15 protein-coding genes and 3 tRNA genes are annotated in these 18634 nt (G+C 57.9%); 9 read left to right on the top strand and 9 right to left on the bottom strand.

The genetic code is table 11. The features are described 5' to 3' along the window. Positions 1 to 98 precede the first annotated feature (98 nt). On the bottom strand, positions 99 to 860 hold the full coding sequence (locus ACZ6ZO_RS12135; RefSeq protein WP_182385457.1) for an LmeA family phospholipid-binding protein: 762 nt from the start codon (positions 858 to 860) through the stop codon (positions 99 to 101). Positions 861 to 897: 37 nt separating this feature from the next. On the opposite strand from ACZ6ZO_RS12135, the gene mshD reads away from it, so the two are divergent. The 5 genes from mshD (at position 898) to pstB (ending at position 6130) form a co-directional block, all read left to right on the top strand. Continuing rightward, positions 898 to 1797, top strand: a complete 900-nt coding sequence (gene mshD / locus ACZ6ZO_RS12130) for a mycothiol synthase (protein WP_465292912.1) — start codon at positions 898 to 900, stop codon at positions 1795 to 1797. A gap of 168 nt (positions 1798 to 1965) precedes the next feature. Next, positions 1966 to 3066, top strand: a complete 1101-nt coding sequence (gene pstS, locus ACZ6ZO_RS12125; protein ID WP_208768029.1) for a phosphate ABC transporter substrate-binding protein PstS — start codon at positions 1966 to 1968, stop codon at positions 3064 to 3066. A gap of 245 nt (positions 3067 to 3311) precedes the next feature. Next, positions 3312 to 4373: a phosphate ABC transporter permease subunit PstC gene (pstC, locus tag ACZ6ZO_RS12120; RefSeq protein WP_465292910.1), complete on the top strand. Its 1062-nt coding sequence runs from the start codon at positions 3312 to 3314 to the stop codon at positions 4371 to 4373. 10 nt (positions 4374 to 4383) lie between these two features. After that, positions 4384 to 5307 carry a phosphate ABC transporter permease PstA gene (gene pstA, locus ACZ6ZO_RS12115; protein ID WP_208768027.1) on the top strand — a complete coding sequence of 308 codons (924 nt, stop codon included), beginning with the start codon at positions 4384 to 4386 and terminating at the stop codon, positions 5305 to 5307. A 46-nt stretch (positions 5308 to 5353) separates the two neighbouring features. Then, the gene (pstB, locus tag ACZ6ZO_RS12110) at positions 5354 to 6130 is read left to right on the top strand and encodes a phosphate ABC transporter ATP-binding protein PstB (protein WP_208768026.1); all 777 of its coding nucleotides are present in this window, start codon (positions 5354 to 5356) and stop codon (positions 6128 to 6130) included. 19 nt (positions 6131 to 6149) lie between these two features. Here the strand turns inward: pstB and ACZ6ZO_RS12105 are convergent, their stop codons facing one another. The 4 genes from ACZ6ZO_RS12105 to dusB all read right to left on the bottom strand — a co-directional run bounded on the left by ACZ6ZO_RS12105 (position 6150) and on the right by dusB (position 9734). Next, positions 6150 to 7292: an MFS transporter gene (locus tag ACZ6ZO_RS12105; protein WP_465292907.1), complete on the bottom strand. Its 1143-nt coding sequence runs from the start codon at positions 7290 to 7292 to the stop codon at positions 6150 to 6152. Position 7293: 1 nt separating this feature from the next. Next, a complete protein-coding gene (locus ACZ6ZO_RS12100) occupies positions 7294 to 7590 on the bottom strand; it encodes a hypothetical protein (protein WP_465292905.1) in 297 nt (98 codons plus the stop codon). A 218-nt stretch (positions 7591 to 7808) separates the two neighbouring features. Then, on the bottom strand, positions 7809 to 8540 hold the full coding sequence (gene phoU / locus ACZ6ZO_RS12095) for a phosphate signaling complex protein PhoU (protein ID WP_182385465.1): 732 nt from the start codon (positions 8538 to 8540) through the stop codon (positions 7809 to 7811). 48 nt (positions 8541 to 8588) lie between these two features. Continuing rightward, on the bottom strand, positions 8589 to 9734 hold the full coding sequence (dusB, locus tag ACZ6ZO_RS12090) for a tRNA dihydrouridine synthase DusB (protein ID WP_465292903.1): 1146 nt from the start codon (positions 9732 to 9734) through the stop codon (positions 8589 to 8591). A 264-nt stretch (positions 9735 to 9998) separates the two neighbouring features. On the opposite strand from dusB, the gene ACZ6ZO_RS12085 reads away from it, so the two are divergent. Beyond that, a complete protein-coding gene (locus tag ACZ6ZO_RS12085) occupies positions 9999 to 11510 on the top strand; it encodes an acetyl-CoA hydrolase/transferase family protein (RefSeq protein ID WP_465292901.1) in 1512 nt (503 codons plus the stop codon). A 275-nt stretch (positions 11511 to 11785) separates the two neighbouring features. Here the strand turns inward: ACZ6ZO_RS12085 and cydC are convergent, their stop codons facing one another. Genes cydC through ACZ6ZO_RS12065 form a run of 4 tightly spaced genes read right to left on the bottom strand, consistent with a single transcriptional unit; the run spans position 11786 to position 17384 of the window. After that, positions 11786 to 13348, bottom strand: coding sequence for a thiol reductant ABC exporter subunit CydC (gene cydC / locus ACZ6ZO_RS12080; RefSeq protein ID WP_465292899.1), 1563 nt, complete (start codon positions 13346 to 13348; stop codon positions 11786 to 11788). Next, positions 13345 to 14904, bottom strand: coding sequence for an ABC transporter ATP-binding protein/permease (locus ACZ6ZO_RS12075; RefSeq protein WP_465292897.1), 1560 nt, complete (start codon positions 14902 to 14904; stop codon positions 13345 to 13347). Before ACZ6ZO_RS12075 ends, cydC begins: the two co-directional genes overlap by 4 nt. Then, the gene (cydB, locus tag ACZ6ZO_RS12070) at positions 14905 to 15888 is read right to left on the bottom strand and encodes a cytochrome d ubiquinol oxidase subunit II (protein ID WP_465292895.1); all 984 of its coding nucleotides are present in this window, start codon (positions 15886 to 15888) and stop codon (positions 14905 to 14907) included. Continuing rightward, positions 15888 to 17384 (bottom strand): cytochrome ubiquinol oxidase subunit I, encoded by a 1497-nt coding sequence (locus tag ACZ6ZO_RS12065; protein WP_182385471.1) that lies wholly within the window; start codon positions 17382 to 17384, stop codon positions 15888 to 15890. The genes cydB and ACZ6ZO_RS12065 overlap by 1 nt, the downstream gene beginning before the upstream one ends. Before the next feature lie 258 nt (positions 17385 to 17642). On the opposite strand from ACZ6ZO_RS12065, the gene ACZ6ZO_RS12060 reads away from it, so the two are divergent. From ACZ6ZO_RS12060 to ACZ6ZO_RS12050, 3 genes are all read left to right on the top strand, one after another. Next, positions 17643 to 17715, top strand: a tRNA-Lys gene (locus tag ACZ6ZO_RS12060). Positions 17716 to 17899: 184 nt separating this feature from the next. After that, positions 17900 to 17972: transfer RNA gene (locus tag ACZ6ZO_RS12055), tRNA-Glu, on the top strand. 37 nt (positions 17973 to 18009) lie between these two features. After that, positions 18010 to 18083, top strand: a tRNA-Asp gene (locus tag ACZ6ZO_RS12050). The last annotated feature ends 551 nt before the right edge of the window (positions 18084 to 18634 follow it).

Here is an 18634-nt window from a genome sequence, read left to right as displayed (position 1 = left end):
GTAACTCTCATCTTGTACCGGCCAGGGCCCCTATATGTTGTGCCACCCCGACATATCACTTCCCGCTAATTACGCACTCCAGATCCGGATGAGCCCGGTTAGTCTTTCTCGTCCTCCAATTTGGAGATGGGAGACAGGTTGCTGGCGTCGACGGTGGTACTGCGTTGTTCGGCTTCAAAGTAGATGGATCCGCCGGCGCAGTACACCCGGTTGACCGGTGCAGGCAGGGGAAGGGAACGGCTGTCAATAGTCCAAGTGAAGGCGTCTTTTGCTTCTCGTTCACGGTCTTCGGGAACGTCGATGTAGCGATCCGGGGTCATGGTGATGCTCGTGCCGTTGATCCGGAGTTTGGCGACAACAGTCACGGGCTTGTCAAAGCCTTGTGGGGTGCCGGTCAGTTGTACCTCAGATGCAGGCCCGCCGGAGGGGGAGATGTCGTAGGGATTGGAAATATCGAGGTCTGTAATGTCTAACTGGGCGCCCAAGGCCACGCCGTCGAGACGCAGGTTGCGCGTGACAAGTTTGGCGGGTGCTTCGCTGAGCCTTCCGGTGAGGATTTCAGTGCGATCAAGGGTGAGGTCGGTGACCTCGGTGCGGGCGTTCATCATGCCGAATCCGGGCACATCCACATCAAGCATTTCTGCGCTGAGCGAAGGTGTGGTTGTGCGCCACAGATTAGCGAGGTAAGGAAACCCCCCAAGGTGGATGCGTGGTGCCACGCTGAGCCGGGAATAGTGCTGGACATCGGCGGCGAGAGTGCGTTCGGCTCGCGCTGCAACGACGCTGTCCACAAGCCAACTGAGAATCAGAACGAGTCCCAGCAGTAGTGCGGTGATTCGAAGGCGGGGAGATTTCTGCACACCTCTATTCTTACTCGATCAACTAGCCTCGGTTGCTATGACTACCTTTGACATCCAGTCCGACCAGGCGCCGCTGCACCCTGACGTCCACGCACTCATCGAACGAGCAGCGTCCACAGACGGTTGCGACCCGTTCTCGGAGCAGTTTTTACTAGGCCTTAGCGACCCTCGACTCGGTCACACACACCTCATCGCTAGGGTCGCGGAGGAAATCGTCGGAGTGCTTGCCCACGATGGCGCAACGGCGGAGCTTGTGGTGGACCCAGGTTGGCGTCGGCAAGGTATTGCGAGCGCGCTTATCGACGCCCATGGGCCTGGCGACGTATGGGCGCACGGCGACCTCGCGCCAGCACAACACCTGGCGGCCCGGTTAGCAGCCACAAAAACACGCGAATTGCTGGTCATGCGGTTATCTGAGCCAGCTCCACAGGCGGAATTCCCCGCTGGATACGAAGTTCTGAGCTTGGCAGCTGCCCGCGAGCTATGGGGAGAGAAAGCCGATGCTGAGCTGTTGCGGGTGAACAATGAGGCATTTAGCTGGCACCCGGAGCAGGGAGGGTGGGATATGCAGCGCTGGGAACGTGCCCAGGAAGCACCCTGGTTTGATCCGGAAGGGGTGCTGCTGCTGTGGGAAGCATCTTCCGGGGGTGAGCCGACCACACTGGCAGGGTTTCATTGGACAAAATGCCAAAGATCACAGGAGGTGGACGGTGGGGAAAACACCGGTGAAGTGTACGTGGTGGGATTGTCCAGTACTTCGCGGGGGAAGGGGCTGGGGAAACCTATCACCTTGCTGGGGGTCAACTTCATGCAAAAGCATGGATATCCGCAGGTAATTCTATATGTAGAAGCTGATAATGAGCCGGCAGTGGCGACGTATGAAAGCTTGGGGTTCGCTGTCATAGAACGGCACAGTTTGTACCGAATAAGTAGGTAAAATCCGAGCGTTTTGCAGCATTGGTTCCGGGAAAGTTGTGGAAATTCATCAAAAGTTAACCTTATGGGCCCCTTTTAGAAATCTGTACACCCTAGGTTGCTTAGCGAAGCAACACCATGTGGTTGTTGCCCGAATACCCATAACTTTTACTGCACCGGAGGAAATCCTGTGATTCGCAACTTCAAGCGCACTGTCGCTGTCCTGGGCGCTGTCGCCGCTGGTTCCATTGCTTTGACTGCCTGCTCTGAAACCTCCGAGAATGGTTCCGACGGCACCACCAAGGTCGAGGGTCTGTCCAACACCACCGGCCAGCTGGTGGCCGAAGGCGCCTCCTCTCAGCAGAAGGCTGTAGACCTGTTCGGTATTAAGTACTCCGAGGCCGTCCCAGGTGCTACCTTCTCCTACACCGCTTCCGGTTCCGGATCCGGCCAGAAGCAGTTCATCGCTGGTCAGGTTGCTTTCGGTGGCTCTGACTCCCCACTGAAGGACGATCAGGTCGAAGCTGCAAAGCAGCGCTGTGAAGGCAACGAAGCATGGCACCTGCCAATGGTCATCGGCCCAGTGGCTGTTGCATACAACATTCCTGGTGTTGACAGCGTCGTGCTGACCCCTGAGGTCACCGCCAAGATCTTCAAGGGCGAAATCACCAAGTGGAACGCTCCTGAGATTGCAGAGCTGAACAAGGACGCTAAGCTCCCTGAGCTGGACATCAAGGTTGTGTACCGTTCTGAGGAGTCCGGCACCACCGATAACTTCCAGAAGTTCCTGAAGGCTACCTCCAACGGTGTCTGGGAAGGCTCCGGAAAGTCCTTCCCAGCTGCAGTTGGTGCTGGTGCTAACGGCTCCACCGGTGTTGTTGGTGAAGTAGAGAAGACCGAAGGTGGCATCACCTACGTTGAGGCTGGCTTTGCTAAGGACGCTGGCCTGGGCGTGGCAAAGATCGACTTCGGTTCCGGCGCTGTGGAGCTGAGCAACGAGTCTGTGAACAAGGCTCTGGCTAACCTCTCTTACAAGGGGGAGGGCCACAACATGGTCGTTGACTCCACCAAGCTCTTCGAAATGAAGGAAGCTGGCGCATACCCACTCGTTCTCACCACCTACGAGATCGTCTGCTCCGCTGGTTACGACGCTGAAACCTCCGGCCGCGTGAAGGACTTCCTGAAGGTAGCACTGGCTAACCAGGGATCCGACCTCGAGGAACTGGGCTACATCCCAGTCGAAGGTGAGTTCAAGGACAAGCTGACCGCCGCCGTCGACGCCATCAAGTAAATCTTGATTTCCCGGAGCGAGGATAGCCCTGAGGGCTGCGCCTCGCGTTCCGTTAAACTTCTTCGCTTTGCTTGAAAAGCGAAAACCTATGCCCTCGTTGAGCATCAAAACTCAACGAGGGTGCTTTGGTTGGGAAAATAAATTCTCATGGATCAGGCGTCGGAAGAAAACAGGATAACGCCGTCACATTGTGAGAGACGACCAGCCACACTTCGTACAACTACAAGTTTTAAGGACTTTTCCGAATGGCTGAAATACTCGCCGGCCAGGGCGCAGACCTTCTCGGTGAGGAGCGCGCTGACGACGTCATCGCTACTTCCACCGGTGCAAGCGTTGCTAAGCCCCCTGCACTCGTTGCAACTAATGTCGGGTCAGTAAAACGACCAGGTGACCGCGTTTTCGAATTCCTCTCCACGTCTTCTGCAGTGACGATTTCCGTCATCATCGCAGCCGTTGGTGCGTTCCTGCTCTGGCGTGCTGTACCGTCGCTCATGAACAACGCCGAAGGTTTGGGCGGGTTCTTCACCTACACCGGGGACTGGAACACCGCTGACACCGAAGCAATGTACTTCGGTATCCCGAACCTGCTTGCTGTGACCTTCACGGTGTCCATCGTGGCGCTGATCATCGCTATGCCTGTGGCATTGGGTATCGCGATCTTCCTCTCCAACTATGCGCCTAAGCGACTGGTCAAACCACTGGGTTTCCTGGTGGACCTGCTGGCGGCTGTGCCGTCCATCGTGTACGGCCTGTGGGGTGCTAAGGTTCTCGGCCCAGCCCTGTCTGGTTTCTTCGAATGGATCAACAGCTGGGGCAATGGTTTCTTCCTTTTCGCCCACTACTCCAACTCTCCTTCTTTCGCTACCTCGCGAAATATGCTCACTGGTGGCATCGTGCTCGCGGTCATGATCCTGCCGATTATTGCCGCAACCGCGCGTGAGGTTTTTGTCCAGACTCCAAAGGGACACATTGAATCCGCCCTCGCTCTCGGCGCTACCCGCTGGGAAGTGGTGAAGCTGACCGTGCTGCCATTCGGCATGTCCGGTTACATCTCCGGTGGCATGCTGGGTCTCGGTCGTGCTCTCGGTGAAACGATGGCGCTCTACCTGGTGGTGTCTCCTTCCTCCGCGTTCCGCGCATCCCTGTTCGACGGTGGTACTACCTTCGCAACTGTGATCGCTAACGCTGCCCCAGAATTCAATAACGACATGAAGGCCGGCGCTTACATTGCCGCAGGCTTGGTGCTGTTCTTCCTCACGTTCCTCGTGAACGCTGCAGCGCGTGCCGTCGTGAACAAGAAGAAGTAGGTAGATCGACATGACACAAGCTGTAGAGAATATGAACACTGATCAGCTGATCAAGAAGCAGTCAGCGTTCACTGACATTTCTGCTGGGCGTAAGACCGCGGACGCTGTGGCAACCGGCATCATTTACTTCGCCATGTTCCTCGCATTCATTCCATTGGTATGGGTGCTCTACGAAGTCATCTCCAAGGGTCTGGGTCCGACGTTGTCTGCTGACTGGTGGGCAAAGTCCCAGAAGGGCGTGCTGTACACCCTGCCAGGTGGCGGCGCGGCCCACGCTATCATCGGTACCTTCGTGCAGGCCGGAATCACGTCTCTGATCTCTATCCCAATCGGTATCTTCACCGCTATCTACCTGGTGGAGTACTCCAACGGCAACCGGCTCGGCCGTATCACCACATTCATGGTGGACATTCTCACCGGTGTGCCATCGATCGTCTCCGCGCTGTTCATCTACTCGGTGTGGATCGTGCTGTTCGGCTTCCAGCGTTCCGGTATTGCAGTGGCACTGGCCCTGGTGCTGCTCATGGTCCCGGTTATCGTCCGTAACACCGAAGAAATGCTGCGCGTGGTGCCACAGGATCTGCGCGAAGCGTCGTACGCCCTGGGCGTGCCGAAGTGGAAGACCATCGCCAAGATCGTTCTTCCTACCGCTCTCTCCGGTATCGTCACCGGCGTTATGCTGGCCATCGCTCGTGTGATGGGCGAATCTGCTCCGGTCCTGATCCTGGTGGGCTCCACGCAGGCCATCAACTGGAATCCCTTCGCGGCTCCGCAGTCTTCGCTGCCACTGATGATGCTGGATATGTACAAGGCCGGCTCCACTCCGGCTGTGCTGGACAAGATGTGGGGGGCCGCTTTCACCCTCGTTTTCATCATCGCTGTGCTCAACATCGGTGCACGAATCATTTCCGCGAAGTTCTCGATTAAGCAGTAACTTCCTCGTTCACCTACATTCACACTTTTCATCAAAGGAGACACCGATGGCTAAGAGCCTCGATCTGAAAAACGTCAACATTTACTACGGTGACTTCCATGCCGTACAGGACGTTAACTTGCACGTGCCACCAAAGTCCGTGACCGCTTTCATCGGCCCATCCGGCTGTGGCAAGTCCACTGTGCTGCGCACCTTGAACCGCATGCACGAAGTTACCCCAGGCGCTACCGTCAAGGGCCAGATCCTGCTGGACGGCGAAGACATTTACGGCCCAAAGGTTGACCCAGTAGCAGTCCGCAACACCATCGGCATGGTGTTCCAGAAGGCTAACCCTTTCCCAACTATGTCCATCGAGGATAACGTTGTCGCCGGTTTGAAGCTCGCCGGTGAGAAGAACAAGAAGAAGCTCGCCGAGGTTGCAGAACGTTCACTGCGTGGCGCAAACCTGTGGGAAGAAGTCAAGGACCGCCTTGATAAGCCAGGAGGTGGCCTCTCCGGTGGTCAGCAGCAGCGTCTCTGCATCGCCCGCGCTATTGCCGTCGAGCCTGAGGTTCTCCTCATGGACGAGCCTTGCTCCGCTCTGGACCCAATCTCCACCCTTGCCGTTGAGGACCTGATCCACGAACTGAAGGAAGACTTCACCATCGTGATCGTGACCCACAACATGCAGCAGGCAGCCCGTGTGTCCGACCAGACCGCGTTCTACTCCCTGGAAGCCACCGGCAAGCCAGGTCGCTTGGTTGAAGTTGGCCCTACTACCAAGATCTTCGAAAATCCAGATAAGAAGGAAACCGAAGACTACATCTCTGGCCGCTTCGGATAATTATTAGAACTCAAATGGGTCAGCTTCGGCTGGCCCATTTTGCGTATCCGGCGCCGGCCAAAGCTGCAAAAATGGTCCCGCAGCCAGCAATAGCAAGTGCGTGAGAGGGGCCGGAAGCGTCGATAAGCGGCGTTGCCCCCACAGTGCCTACCAGCATCGCACCGGAATTGATAGACCCCACCGAACTGAGCGCCTTCGGCAGCAACGGTCCCGCCTCGGCCGCGATAACCAAGCGCAACGCAGCCACTTGCACAGAGTTCGCGACGCCGGAAACGAAGAACCCGAGCCCGACCAAGAAGACCGCTGTGGAGATCCCCGCCACCACTAGCCCTGACCCCATGGCTAAGCTGGATGCAATGAGCGTTGGCAATGCAGCACTGATCCGGGAGCCCAGACGCGCGCCGATGATCCTCCCGACAACGAAACACTGAATAATCACTGCGTACCCGACGCCGGTTAACCCGAGCAGGTCGCGGGCAATGAAAATATTGGCCACAGAATAGACAGCAGTAAAAGCTACGCTCGGCGTAAGAACGAGGAGCGCGGTGCGAGTCGACGGATCGGTAATAAGAAAACGAGGCGCTGCAAGAATGCGAGCTCGCCAGGATTTCTCACGGGGGATTTGAGTGGGCGGAGTCGCCATGAGAAACAGCACTGTCGCACCGAAAAGCAGTGCCAGAGCCTCCAAAACAATGGGGACTCTATATCCTGAAAGGTCAAACAGCAGACCACCTAATGCTGGCCCCACCAATAATCCCAGCGTTCTGGCGGTATCCATCTTGGAAAAGGACACGGCAGCGGTGCTTTCTGCTTCTGAGGCTAGCGTCAGCAAGATGGGACTGGTCAGGCAGCTCAGGACACCCACCGCTAGGACGTAGCCCAACAGCAGGGGAGGAGTGTCCAGCAACACGATAACGATAGCCGCCACAGCTTCAAGCCCGAGGGCCGCGGCACCGAGGCGGTTCAACGGAAGCGAATCCATGAGCGGTGCCACTAGCGGTGCCACGATGAGCGACGGGAGGAGATTAGCAAGAACAGCCCACGTGATCACCCACGTACCCCACCCCAATTCGACCAACTGCAAAGAAACCGCAATACCGCTGGCAGACCCCAAAATGGTGATTAACAACTGCAGAGTGGGAAGGCTACGCAGGTAAGCCACACTAGGCTACTTTCTCCCAGTGGCTGACTATTACTTCAGAGGGATCGATTCCAAAAGATGCGAAAAGTTCACGGTGCTCGTTGCCGAAAAAAACATCTCGCTTTTCTCGGTAAAACTCGGAATCATACCAAGCGACGCCAAATCGGATGATAAAGCTACCGTCGGAGAGCGCTTCTTCGGATACTGCCTGCCAATCGTAACCACCCGTCTTCGGCCCCATTGCCAGACGCCGGTCAGAAGAATCTAACGCTGCCAAACAGCGGTCTTTAGTTTCTGAATTAGGAAAAGAAATTTCCACCTTTGATTCAGCTACTGCGGTTCTATTGCCAATTCGTTCGGGAGTACTCCCCCCCATGTGACGATTCTGCGTTTTGTTACCTCAGGCATATCGCTCCTTCCAAGAACAAAGATGATCGGTGTGTCTTGTGACACAAACAATCTTTACACGAGCACGCCGTTTTGGTGGCCGATTTGGAAATTTTTCTAACGGGCGTCCCTAAGCCAGATCCGTCGTACCTACTGCTCGCTAAACCGCGCCTCTAGCTCAGCGAAGCGCTTGGCCCAGTCGGCTTCTTCGCGTTCTTCGTTGCGACGTTCTTGGTATTCGTGTGGCGTGAGCCCGGTGGCGAGGTACACGATTCGGGCAGCGACGTTCACGGCGTGGTCAGCGAAGCGTTCAAGGAAGCGAGAAAGGAGAGTGACGTCCACTGCTGCGACGGTGCCGTGAGGCCAGTCGCGCCGGGTGAGCATCATCATGAGATGCTCGTGGATGTCGTCGACGAGGTCGTCGTCGGTCACAAGGACCATGGCGACATCAGCGTTGGCGTTGCTGAGCAGGTGCCGAATCTTGTCCACCATTTCCAGGTTGAGGCGCGCCACCTCAGCAAAGTAGGGCACCACTGGCTCCGGTACAGCGCACGCGGGATGGCGCCGTCGCGCAGATTTCGCGACATGCTGCGCGAGCATGCCCATGCGGGCGAGGTCGTCGACAATGTAAATCGAGGAAATCACCTGGCGCAGATCACGTGCTAGTGGACCTTCCGTTGCTAGCAATTCGACGGCGCGCTGTTCGCAACGCCGTTTAATTTCCGGTAATTCTTCCGCTAGGGTGAGAGCGTCTTCCGCCTCCTGCAGATCTGCCTCTAACAGGGCTGTCAGGGATTTTTGCGCGACGGAGCGTACCGTGTCGCATAAAACGATGACATCGTCAGCGAAGGCATTCAAACTGTCCCTAAAGGCGGTACGCATGTTAAACAGCTTAGATGTTATAAGTTGTTTTGTCGCGTTGGCGTGCAGCTATCCGCCGGAGTGCATAATATCTGCGCCCTCTGGCACGGTGTCGTCTTCAGGGTCATCCAGCCAGCCCTCGGGAAGGACAACTTTGCCTGGTGAGCCCTGTCTTCCGCGGGGTCCTTCGGAGTCGTCAGCCAGGGCCTCGGAATCGGAAAATGGCTTCAGAATTTCGGCCAATTCTGCCAGCGAGGAAATTTGCGATAACGCGGCCCGCATTTCACCCCCGACCGGGAACCCCCGCATGTACCATCCCATGTGCTTGCGCATGTCGCGCAGGCCATGCTCCTCACCGCTGTGCTCTGCGAGCAACTCAGCGTGGCGATAGATAATACGGGTCACCTCGCCCAGCGTCGGAGGCGCAGGCTTATCGACGCCCTGGAGCTCCGCTGCGAGTTCTGCAAAGAGCCACGGCCTGCCCAAACACCCACGGCCGATGACCACACCATCGCAGCCTGTTTCGGCCATCATTCGGGATGCGTCGGAGGCAGCGAAGATATCTCCGTTGCCGAGCACGGGGATCCCAGTGTGTGCGAGATGTGCCTTCAATCGGCGGATCTCCTGGTAGTCGGCGGTTCCCGAATAGCGCTGTGCGGCGGTGCGACCATGCAAGGCCACGGCGGCGGCGCCTTCCTCCACTGCGATGCGGCCGGCGTCGAGATGCGTGTGGTGGGCGTCGTCAATGCCAATGCGCATTTTTACTGTCACCGGAATGCTCGTACCCTCGGTGGCTTTGACGGCGGCGGCGACGATGTTGCCGAATAGACGTCGCTTGTAGGGGAGTGCTGAACCTCCGCCGCGCCGGGTGACTTTGGGGACGGGGCAGCCGAAGTTCATGTCGATGTGGTCCGCAAGGTCCTCGTCGACGATCATCTTTGCGGCCTTGTAGGTGTACTCCGGGTCTGTGGTGTACAGCTGCAAGGAGCGTGGCGTTTCCACGGGCGCGAAGGTGGTCATGTGGAGGGTTTTGTCGTTGCGCTCCACTAGTGCGCGGGCAGTGACCATTTCACACACATAGAGCCCGGATACGGTGCCCATTTTCTCCATTTCCTGTTCGCGACAGAGCACGCGAAACGGCATGTTGGTCACGCCGGCCATGGGGGCAAGCACGACGGGGGAGTTCAGGGTGAGAGATCCGATCTGTAAAGGCACAGCTTCATTGTCCTGGTTTTGGCGAAGTACATCAACTCCCTTGTGAGGCGGGAAATGCGCCGACTACCCAAAAAGGGTGAGAAATTACCGCAATGGCGCCAGGAACTTGTTTATTGTGGGGGTGATCTTTGCAAATATCAGTTAATGTGTAATGGACATCTATGGTGTACATTGTGTATCCATGGTCACAGCCACGTGCGATGTGAATCACCCGTGGACTGTTCGATAAATCTCTGGGTCCGCCCAGGCTACTAGGAGGAATGAATGTCTGATCGTATTGCAAATGCTCAGCTGCGTGGCAAGGTTATGTCCGCTGCTGAAGCAGCCCAGTTTGTCAACCACGGCGACAAGGTTGGCATCTCCGGCTTTACCGGTGCTGGCTACCCAAAGGCGCTGCCTACCGCTATTGCCGAGCGCGCTAAGGAAGCACACGCAAAGGGCGAAGAGTACATGATCGACCTCTTCACTGGCGCTTCCACCGCTCCTGACTGTGACGGCGTGCTGGCTGAGGCGGATGCACTGCGCTTCCGTACCCCATACCAGTCCGATCCGATCCTGCGTAAGAAGATTAACGACGGCACCACCCTCTACGCGGACTACCACCTTTCCGAGTCCGGCATGTACGTGGAGCAGGGCTTCTTTGGTCAGATGAACGTGGCCATCGTTGAAGCTGTGCGTATTACCGAAGACGGCAGCATCGTTCCATCCTCCTCCGTCGGTAACTCCGTTGAGTACCTGGACAACGCTGAGAAGATCATCATCGAGGTCAACTCTTGGCAGTCCGAGGAACTCGAGGGCATGCACGACATCTACCGCATCAACCGCCTGCCTCACCGCCAGCCAATCCCGATCACGGCTCCTGAGCAGCGTGTTGGCTCCACCTCTATCGACATTGACGTCAACAAGGTTGTCGCCGTTGTCGAAACCGACGCTCCAGACCGCAATGCGCCATTCTCCCCAGTGGATGAGGTCTCTCAGCAGATCGCAGGTCACTTCCTGGACTTCCTCGAGGGCGAAGTTGCTGCAGGTCGCCTGACCTACGACGGCTACATCATGCAGTCCGGTGTCGGTAACGTGCCAAATGCTGTGATGGCTGGTCTGCTCGACTCCAAGTTCGAGAACATCAAGGCCTACACCGAGGTTATCCAGGACGGGATGGTCGACCTGATCGATGCCGGCAAGATGACCGTCGCCTCCGCGACCTCCTTCTCCCTGTCCCCTGAGTACGCAGAGAAGATGAACGCGGAAGCAGCTAACTACCGCAAGACCATCATCCTGCGTCCACAGCAGATCTCCAACCACCCAGAGGTCGTCCGTCGCCTCGGCCTGATCGCTACCAACGGCCTGATCGAAGCCGATATCTACGGCAACGTTAACTCCACCAACGTGTCCGGCTCCCGCATGATGAACGGTGTCGGTGGCTCCGCGGACTTCACCCGCAACGGCTTCATCTCTTCCTTCATCACCCCATCCGTGGCCAAGGGCGGCGCCATCTCCGCGATCGTTCCATTCGCCTCCCACATCGACCACACCGAGCAGGACGTCAAGGTCATCATCACCGAGTACGGCTACGCCGACCTGCGTGGCCTGGCTCCACGTCAGCGCGTTGAGAAGATCATCGCCCTGGCTCACCCTGACTACCGCCCACTGCTGGAGGAGTACTACGACCGTGCTCTGTCCATGGCTAAGGAAAAGAGCATCCTGCAGACGCCACACGACCTGGTAACTGCATTCGACTTCCACAAGCGTTTCCTTGAGACCGGTTCCATGAAGTAAAACTTCAACACCAAGCCCCCGGGTTTTTCTCCGGGGGCTTTAGTGTTTTTTGGGTTTCCATAGGTTCAGGGGCCTAGGTTCAGGGGCCGGGGATTCCAGCGAGATTTCCAGTGTGCGGGCTGGAATGACGATATTGAATTGACGATGACTGCTCGTTGTCACTTGTTTTCGATAGCGCGACCTAGGATTATCGTCAATTCAATATCGTCATTCCGCCTGCTGAGCCCCATTCCGCCTGCTGAGCCCACCCGGTCACCTGCAAATCCACCCCTCACTCAGTTCACCCGGCCACCTGCCTCCGCGTGCGTCACTACGATCACCGTGCGTTCAGCCCGCGCGCCGGGCAGGGGTTCGTCTTGGAGCAGGTGGAGGTAATAGCCCGCGTCCTCGTGGGACATGTGCTCGGTGGGCTCATCCAGCAGGAGGATATCTGCATCGGAGCATAAGGCCCGGGCGAGGAGCAGTCGGCGGCGTTGACCGCTGGAGAGGGAATCGGCTCCGTTGCCGAGGAGCTGATCCAAGGAGAAATCTGTCAGGCCTACGAAGTCGAGCACCTCTCGGAGCATAGCGTCTTGGGCGTCAGGTGCTGCCACGAGGAGGTTTTCTCGAATGGTGGTAGCAAAGATCCATTCGTCTTCGGTGTGGGCGCGTACGTGGGTTCGTAGCCAGGCTGGGTCGATCTCTGAGATTGGCACTCCTCCGATGGTGCAGTGTCCGGACTTGGCGGGAATCAGTCCGGCGAGGGTCAGTAGGAAACTGGTTTTGCCGAGTCCACTTGGTCCGGTGATGATGTGTCTGCTGCCTTGCGGGGCATCGATGTTCCAGGTGGCTGTGCCTCGTTCGAGCTGCAGGGATTGGGCGGTGAGGTGGAGGGAGTCCGGGATACGCTGAGCTGTGTGTGGCTGATCAGCGCAGAGCTTGCGGAGGCGTCGGGCAGCCCGGTGAGCGTCGACGGCGTGCATTGCACAGGTGGCCAGGGGGCCGTGCGATTCGAACGCAGCGAGGGGAAGAAGCACGAGCATACCGAGCCATGCCGGGTCCCCAGAGTACCAATGTAGGCCCACTGCCAGGAGCACCACGATGGCGAAACCGCTTCCGAGCCTATCCAGCATTGCTACCAGCGCCAATGGGCGTTCCGACTGTGCCTGCGCTGCGCTGTTCGCTTTCGATGCGTTGATGGTGCGGTCGATACGAGGTTGGGTAAGACCTGCGACGGCGAATTCTGCGCGGTGTAGCAGCTGGTCATCGAGGGCATGAAGCAGTGCATCCGACGTGGCGACCGCCTGCGCGTGCCGATGGGCAGCAGCCACCAGTGCAGGCGTAACGACGCCCGTCACCACGAATCCCAGCCCCAACGCAAGGCCAGCCAGTGGCTGTAACAGTGTGGCCCCTAAGACAGCGATTACGGATACGACCAGCGCAATCCCCGCGGGGATGATGCAGCGGACGATGTAGTCGGCAAACCGGTCTACATCTGCACCTAAGTGGGCGAGGGCGCGGCCGCGTCCGAGGGTGTGCGCGGTGCCCCGAGGATCGGAGACGATGGCGTCGAAAAGCGCGGGGCGGAGGCGGGTAGTCGCGGCCAGGGCGACGCGGTGGCTGATGAGGCGGTCGATGTAGCGGAAGCCAGCGCGGGTGATGCCAAGTGCACGTACCGCCGTGATCGCGACAGCAAGGTCGAGGATCGGAGGTCTCTCCCAAGCTCGGGTGATGAGCCAACCGGAGAGGACCGTCAGGCTCAACGCCGCCAGGAGCGTGATGGAGCCTGCCAGGACAGCGAGGGCTATGTCGCGGCGCCGTACCCCTGCGAGGCGGAACAGGAATCGAGTATCGGTCATAGGTCAATCACCTGATCTACAAGGGAAACAATCCGCGGATCATGGCTACTGATCACGATTGTTCGGCCCTCTTCTGCGAGATCCTGTAGCTGTGCGGTGAGCCGGGAGACAAGTTCGGGGCTGAGGTGTGCGCTTGGCTCATCTAGCAGCAGGGTGGTGCGTTCCGAGTTTGCGATGACGCGTGCGAGCGCCAAGCGCTGTCCTTGACCAGCGGAGATGCCGGTTCCGGAGGCGCCCACGGGATGCGTTGCAGGCACATCGAGGCCAACTCGTTCGGCGGCGATGGAAAGTTCGTGGGCGCGGGCACCCAGCAACGCGAGATTGCTGGACACGGTACCCGGTTCGAATGCCGGATGCGCAGGGAGATAGGAGATAAGTGACAGGGGTGGGGCGATGATCTCACCGTCGACCACATCGTCTGGCAGCAGCCCCAAGATTGCGAGCAGTGCGGTGGATTTGCCGGAACCATTGGCGCCACGCAGCACCGTGATCGTGCCGGGCCTGGCGGTAAAAGACAGGTTGTTAGGGCGGATGCCGTCGCGGCCGGTGACGCTGAGCTGGCGCACATCGATCCGGTTTCCTGCGCGCCGGTAGGACGCTGTGAGGGCGCGGGACTCAGAGACAAGCTCGAACACCCGTTGTGCGGCGGTAATACCGTCAACAGCTGCGTGGAAGCTGGAGCCAACGCGCCGGAGTGGGGTGTAGACCTCGGGTGCGATGATGAGCGCTACCAGGCCGGCAAGGAGCGTCATGTCACCGGCGACGAGGCGGAGGCCGATGCTCACCGCGATGAGCGCCACAGACAGCGTGGCCAGGAATTCCAGCGCAAACGCGGACAGGAATGCCAGGCGCAGCACCGACATGGTCGCTGTCGCATGGGACGAGCCGGTACGCACGAGTTGCGCGTGTGGCGTCTCAGTGACGCCGAATGCTCGCAGGGTGGCGGAGCCTTGCAAGAGGTCGCTGAGCTGTCCGCTGAGCTTCCCCGCCACCTGCAGTCGCTTCTCGGTATGCGAGCGGGTCAGGGTGCCGATCAGCACCATAAACAGGGGGATCAGGGGGAGGGTAGTGGTGGCAAGCAGGCCGGAGGTGAGATCGAAGTACAGCATGACTGCGAGGGCAATGGGCGTCGATAAGCAGGCTGCTATCAGGGCGGGTACGTAGTCGCTGAGGTACGGTCGCACGCCCGCCAGCCCCGCCGTCAGCGTTTCGCGCCACTGCGCCGCGTCCTCCTCGACGTCACGCGGGTCACGGTGCGCTAAGGCTACCAGGGCGGCCTCGCGAAGTTCGTCCACCGCCTCACCAATGCTTAACGACGCCCACCTGCGCGCAACCCACGCCACCCCAGACTGCGCGACCACCACAGCCACCAACCAGGCCACCAAATCCCACCGCGTCACCTGCTGCTCGACCAGTGACGCCACAGCAACACCAATGAGCACCGCACGCGCCACAGTGAGCGCGGTATCCACCGCCTGCGCCAGCCCCGTCACAATGATGTGTCTCCTGGCGGCAGGAGCTGCAACCAGGAGACGACGATCAAGCGGAGACGCCATCTAGACGCTAACCCGCTTACGGAACACCCAATACGTCCACCCCTGGTACAGCAGCACCACCGGCGTCAAAAGCACCGCAGCCCACGTCATAATCGTGAGCGTGTACTGGCTACTCGACGCATTGTAGATATCCAAAGACACACCATCAGCCAGGGTGGTTGGCATCAGGTTCGGAAAGAGGCTACCGAACAGCTGCGCAGCACAGAGCAGGATGACCCCAGCCCAGGCGGCAAATGCCCAACCGTCCCTGCCCCTAAACAGCGCCACAGCGGCAGCAAGAGCGCACAACACCAGGGCGACGAGCGGAATCCATGTTGCCACACGACCGTGCTGGAGTTGCGTCCACACCAGGAACACCGCTGCCACAGCAATCACCGGGATGATGAGCTTTTGCGCAATCTCATGCGCACGACCACGCAGCGGCTCCTCAGATTTCAGCCCCAGGAACAGCAAGCCATGGATCAGGAAGGCCCCCAGGAACGTGACACCACCCAGCAGGCCGTACGGGTTCAACAGGGCGATAAAACCGTCGAAGCCGGACTCGATCTGACGGTTGCCGTCGATAGCAACGCCCCGCACGATGTTGCCGAAGGCCACACCCCACAAAATCGCCGCCACCCAACTGCCGAACATAATGCCGAGGTCGCACCGATCCCGCCACTGCTCGGTATCGACTTTGCCACGCCATTCCAACCCCACGCCACGCAGAATCAGTCCGAGCAAGATCAGGAACAGTGGCAAATAGAAACCCGAGAACAACGTGGCGTACCACTCCGGGAACGCCGCGAACAGCGCGCCACCAGCGGTGATAAGCCACACCTCGTTGCCGTCCCACACCGGACCGATCGTCTTAATAGCGGCCGTGCGTTCCTCTTTCTTTAGCCAGGGCAACACCATGCCGACACCAAAGTCAAAGCCCTCCAGGACGAAGTAACCAGCAAACAAAACAGCGACCAGAATGAACCAAACCGTTTGCAAATCCATTAGTTTCGCACTCCTTCAGCACCGAAACGAAGCGGTTCGACAGGGGCGTCAGGCGGCCCATATCCATCAGCAGCGTGATCGCTAGCCCCAAGCGGAAGTGGTCCTTCCAACACCTTCTTGCGGATCAGCCAGAACCACACCAGCGCGAGCAAACCGTAGACCAGCGTAAACCCGATCAACGACACCCACACCACCCACGGCGCATGGTTAGACACACCGAAGTCAACAATCAAATGAATCTGGTCCTCACCGTTGGGGCTCCCCGGAGCGAATGCCGGATTTGGATGCACAATCCATGGCTGGCGCCCCATCTCCGTGAACACCCAGCCCGCAGAGTTAGCGACAAACGGGAACGGCGTAGCCCACAATGCCAGGGTGCCGAACCACTTCTTGTCTGGAAGCGCGCCCTTCCTAGAGAACCAAAAGCCCAGGACACACAGGATGAGGGAGCCGACGATCAGGCCGATCATCATGCGGAACGACCAATACGTGACGAACAGGTTTGGTGTGTAATTTCCCGGACCGTACAGTGCCTCGTACTTATCCTGCAGCTGATTCACACCCTGCAAGGTCACACCCGAGAACTTGGTTTCAGACAGGAAACTCAAGACCCACGGAACCTCAATCAAGTGTTTGACGGACTCACAGTTGTTGTGGGTACCCACGGTCAACACGGAGAAATGCGGATCCATTTGGGTTTCACAGAGTGATTCTGCAGACGCCATCTTCATCGGCTGCTGAATGAACATCAATTTAGCCTGAATATCGCCGGTAATACCGAGCAATACCGAAGAGATAGCGGTGACCCATAAACCGAGGCGCATTGTAGGGCGCCACAAAATGCTGGCCCGATCCTTGTGAGCCAAGCGATCACGCACGATCCACCATGCCGAAATACCGGCCATGAAGGTGCCCGCCGTCAACAACGACCCAGAGAACGTATGAGGCCAGGCCGCAAGCGCAGTGGGGTTGCTCAGCAGCGCACCAATATCTGTCAGCTCAGCACGACCCGTTTCTGGGTTGAACACCGCACCCACCGGGTGCTGCATAAACGAGTTCGCCACGATGATGAAGTAAGCGGACAGGTTAACCGCAAACGCAACCAACCAGATCGAAGCCAAGTGCGCCCACTTAGGCAACCGGCCCCAACCAAAAATCCACAGTCCGAGGAAGGTGGATTCAATGAAGAAAGCAGCGAGTCCCTCTAGCGCCAGCGGGGCGCCGAAAACATCGCCCACAAAGCGCGAGTATTCACTCCAGTTCATACCGAACTGAAATTCTTGCACAATGCCGGTTACCACGCCCATGGCGAAGTTAACCAGGAACAATGTGCCAAAGAACCGAGTTGCGCGATACCAGTGATCTTTGCCGGTGACGTGCCATGCGGTCTGCAGCATAGCCACTAGCGGGGCAAGGCCGATAGTTAAAGGAACGAAAATAAAGTGATAAACGGTGGTAATCCCAAATTGCCACCTTGAGACATCCACTATGTCCATACGTGACACCTCCAGGTGTGAAAAGCGCCCTCAAATACAAGCATGCTCCCTAAGTAGTCGGGTACACCAGAGATAAAGTTTCCAATCACATAGCACTTGGCCCTTTTCGGGGCTATTTACCCCCACCGTTTTTGTTCCGGCAAGATTATCAAGCGCTGGAGTGTGGTTTTGGGTGATTCCGTGACCCGATTTTGTGATCCAAAAATCAAGGGTCTAAAGTAGTTCTCTAGCGACACTCTCTAACGAGCGTTGCTGGTCGGGCCTTTAGCTCAGTTGGTAGAGCTACGGACTTTTAATCCGCAGGTCGCGGGTTCGAGCCCCGCAGGGCCCACAGTAAAAAGCCCGCCCACTTTTCGAAGTGGGCGGGCTTTTTGCTGCGGGCTGTTGGGGTGGATTCTTTAGTGCATTGTGTGCGATTTAAAGCTTCCGTTTGCGCACGTCAGGGGCGGATTTTGTACTCGGGGAAAATTCACGTATATTAAACGTCTGTCGCAAGGGAAACCCCTTGAAGGCTCGCTCCCATCGTCTAGGGGCCTAGGACACCGCCCTTTCACGGCGGCGACACGGGTTCGAATCCCGTTGGGAGTACAAAGGTCCGCTTCGGCGGGCCTTATTAACTAAATATGGCCCTGTGGCGCAGTTGGTTAGCGCGCCGCCCTGTCACGGCGGAGGTCGCGGGTTCAAGTCCCGTCAGGGTCGCATTTGGGTAAAAATCCCTACTCCGGACAATGGGGTAGGGATTTTTTCGGGTTAAGGGACAAAACGTGTGTCCATGTGGGGTGGGGCCGTTGTTATTGCACCGTCTTTGGTGGATGGGGCTCCTTGGTCGCCGATACAGGTTTGTGCGTTAGGAAGAAGTGGATCAATAAAAGACCTTGATTTACATACCCTGAACAGGTGCTGAGGTGGCAACCACTTTCGTTCCTTAACCCTGTTTCCGGAGTAGTTTCCGGCGTGTGGGCAGGAAAGCCGATATTGAATTGACGATAACTCCTCGTTGTCACTTGTTTTCGATAGCGTGACCTAGGGTCATCGTCAATTCAATATCGTCTTTCAACTGCTGGGCTCACCCCTCGCCCGACCCGCCTACCTTAGGTTTAGTGCTCGATTCGGATACCAAATCCCTGCCACCACAACTGCTGAACTTGAGTTAACTGGGCTGTGTCAAGTTTTGTTGACGGTTAGACCCGTTTGTTTTGGTTAGGCTGCAAGGGCCTCGGGGAGTAATTCGGGGCTGGGGGTCAGGAAAT

This window comes from Corynebacterium sp. NPDC104732 (assembly GCF_055583565.1).
Note: the sequence above shows the minus strand (reverse complement) of the source record. Positions and strands in the feature narration are given on the sequence as shown.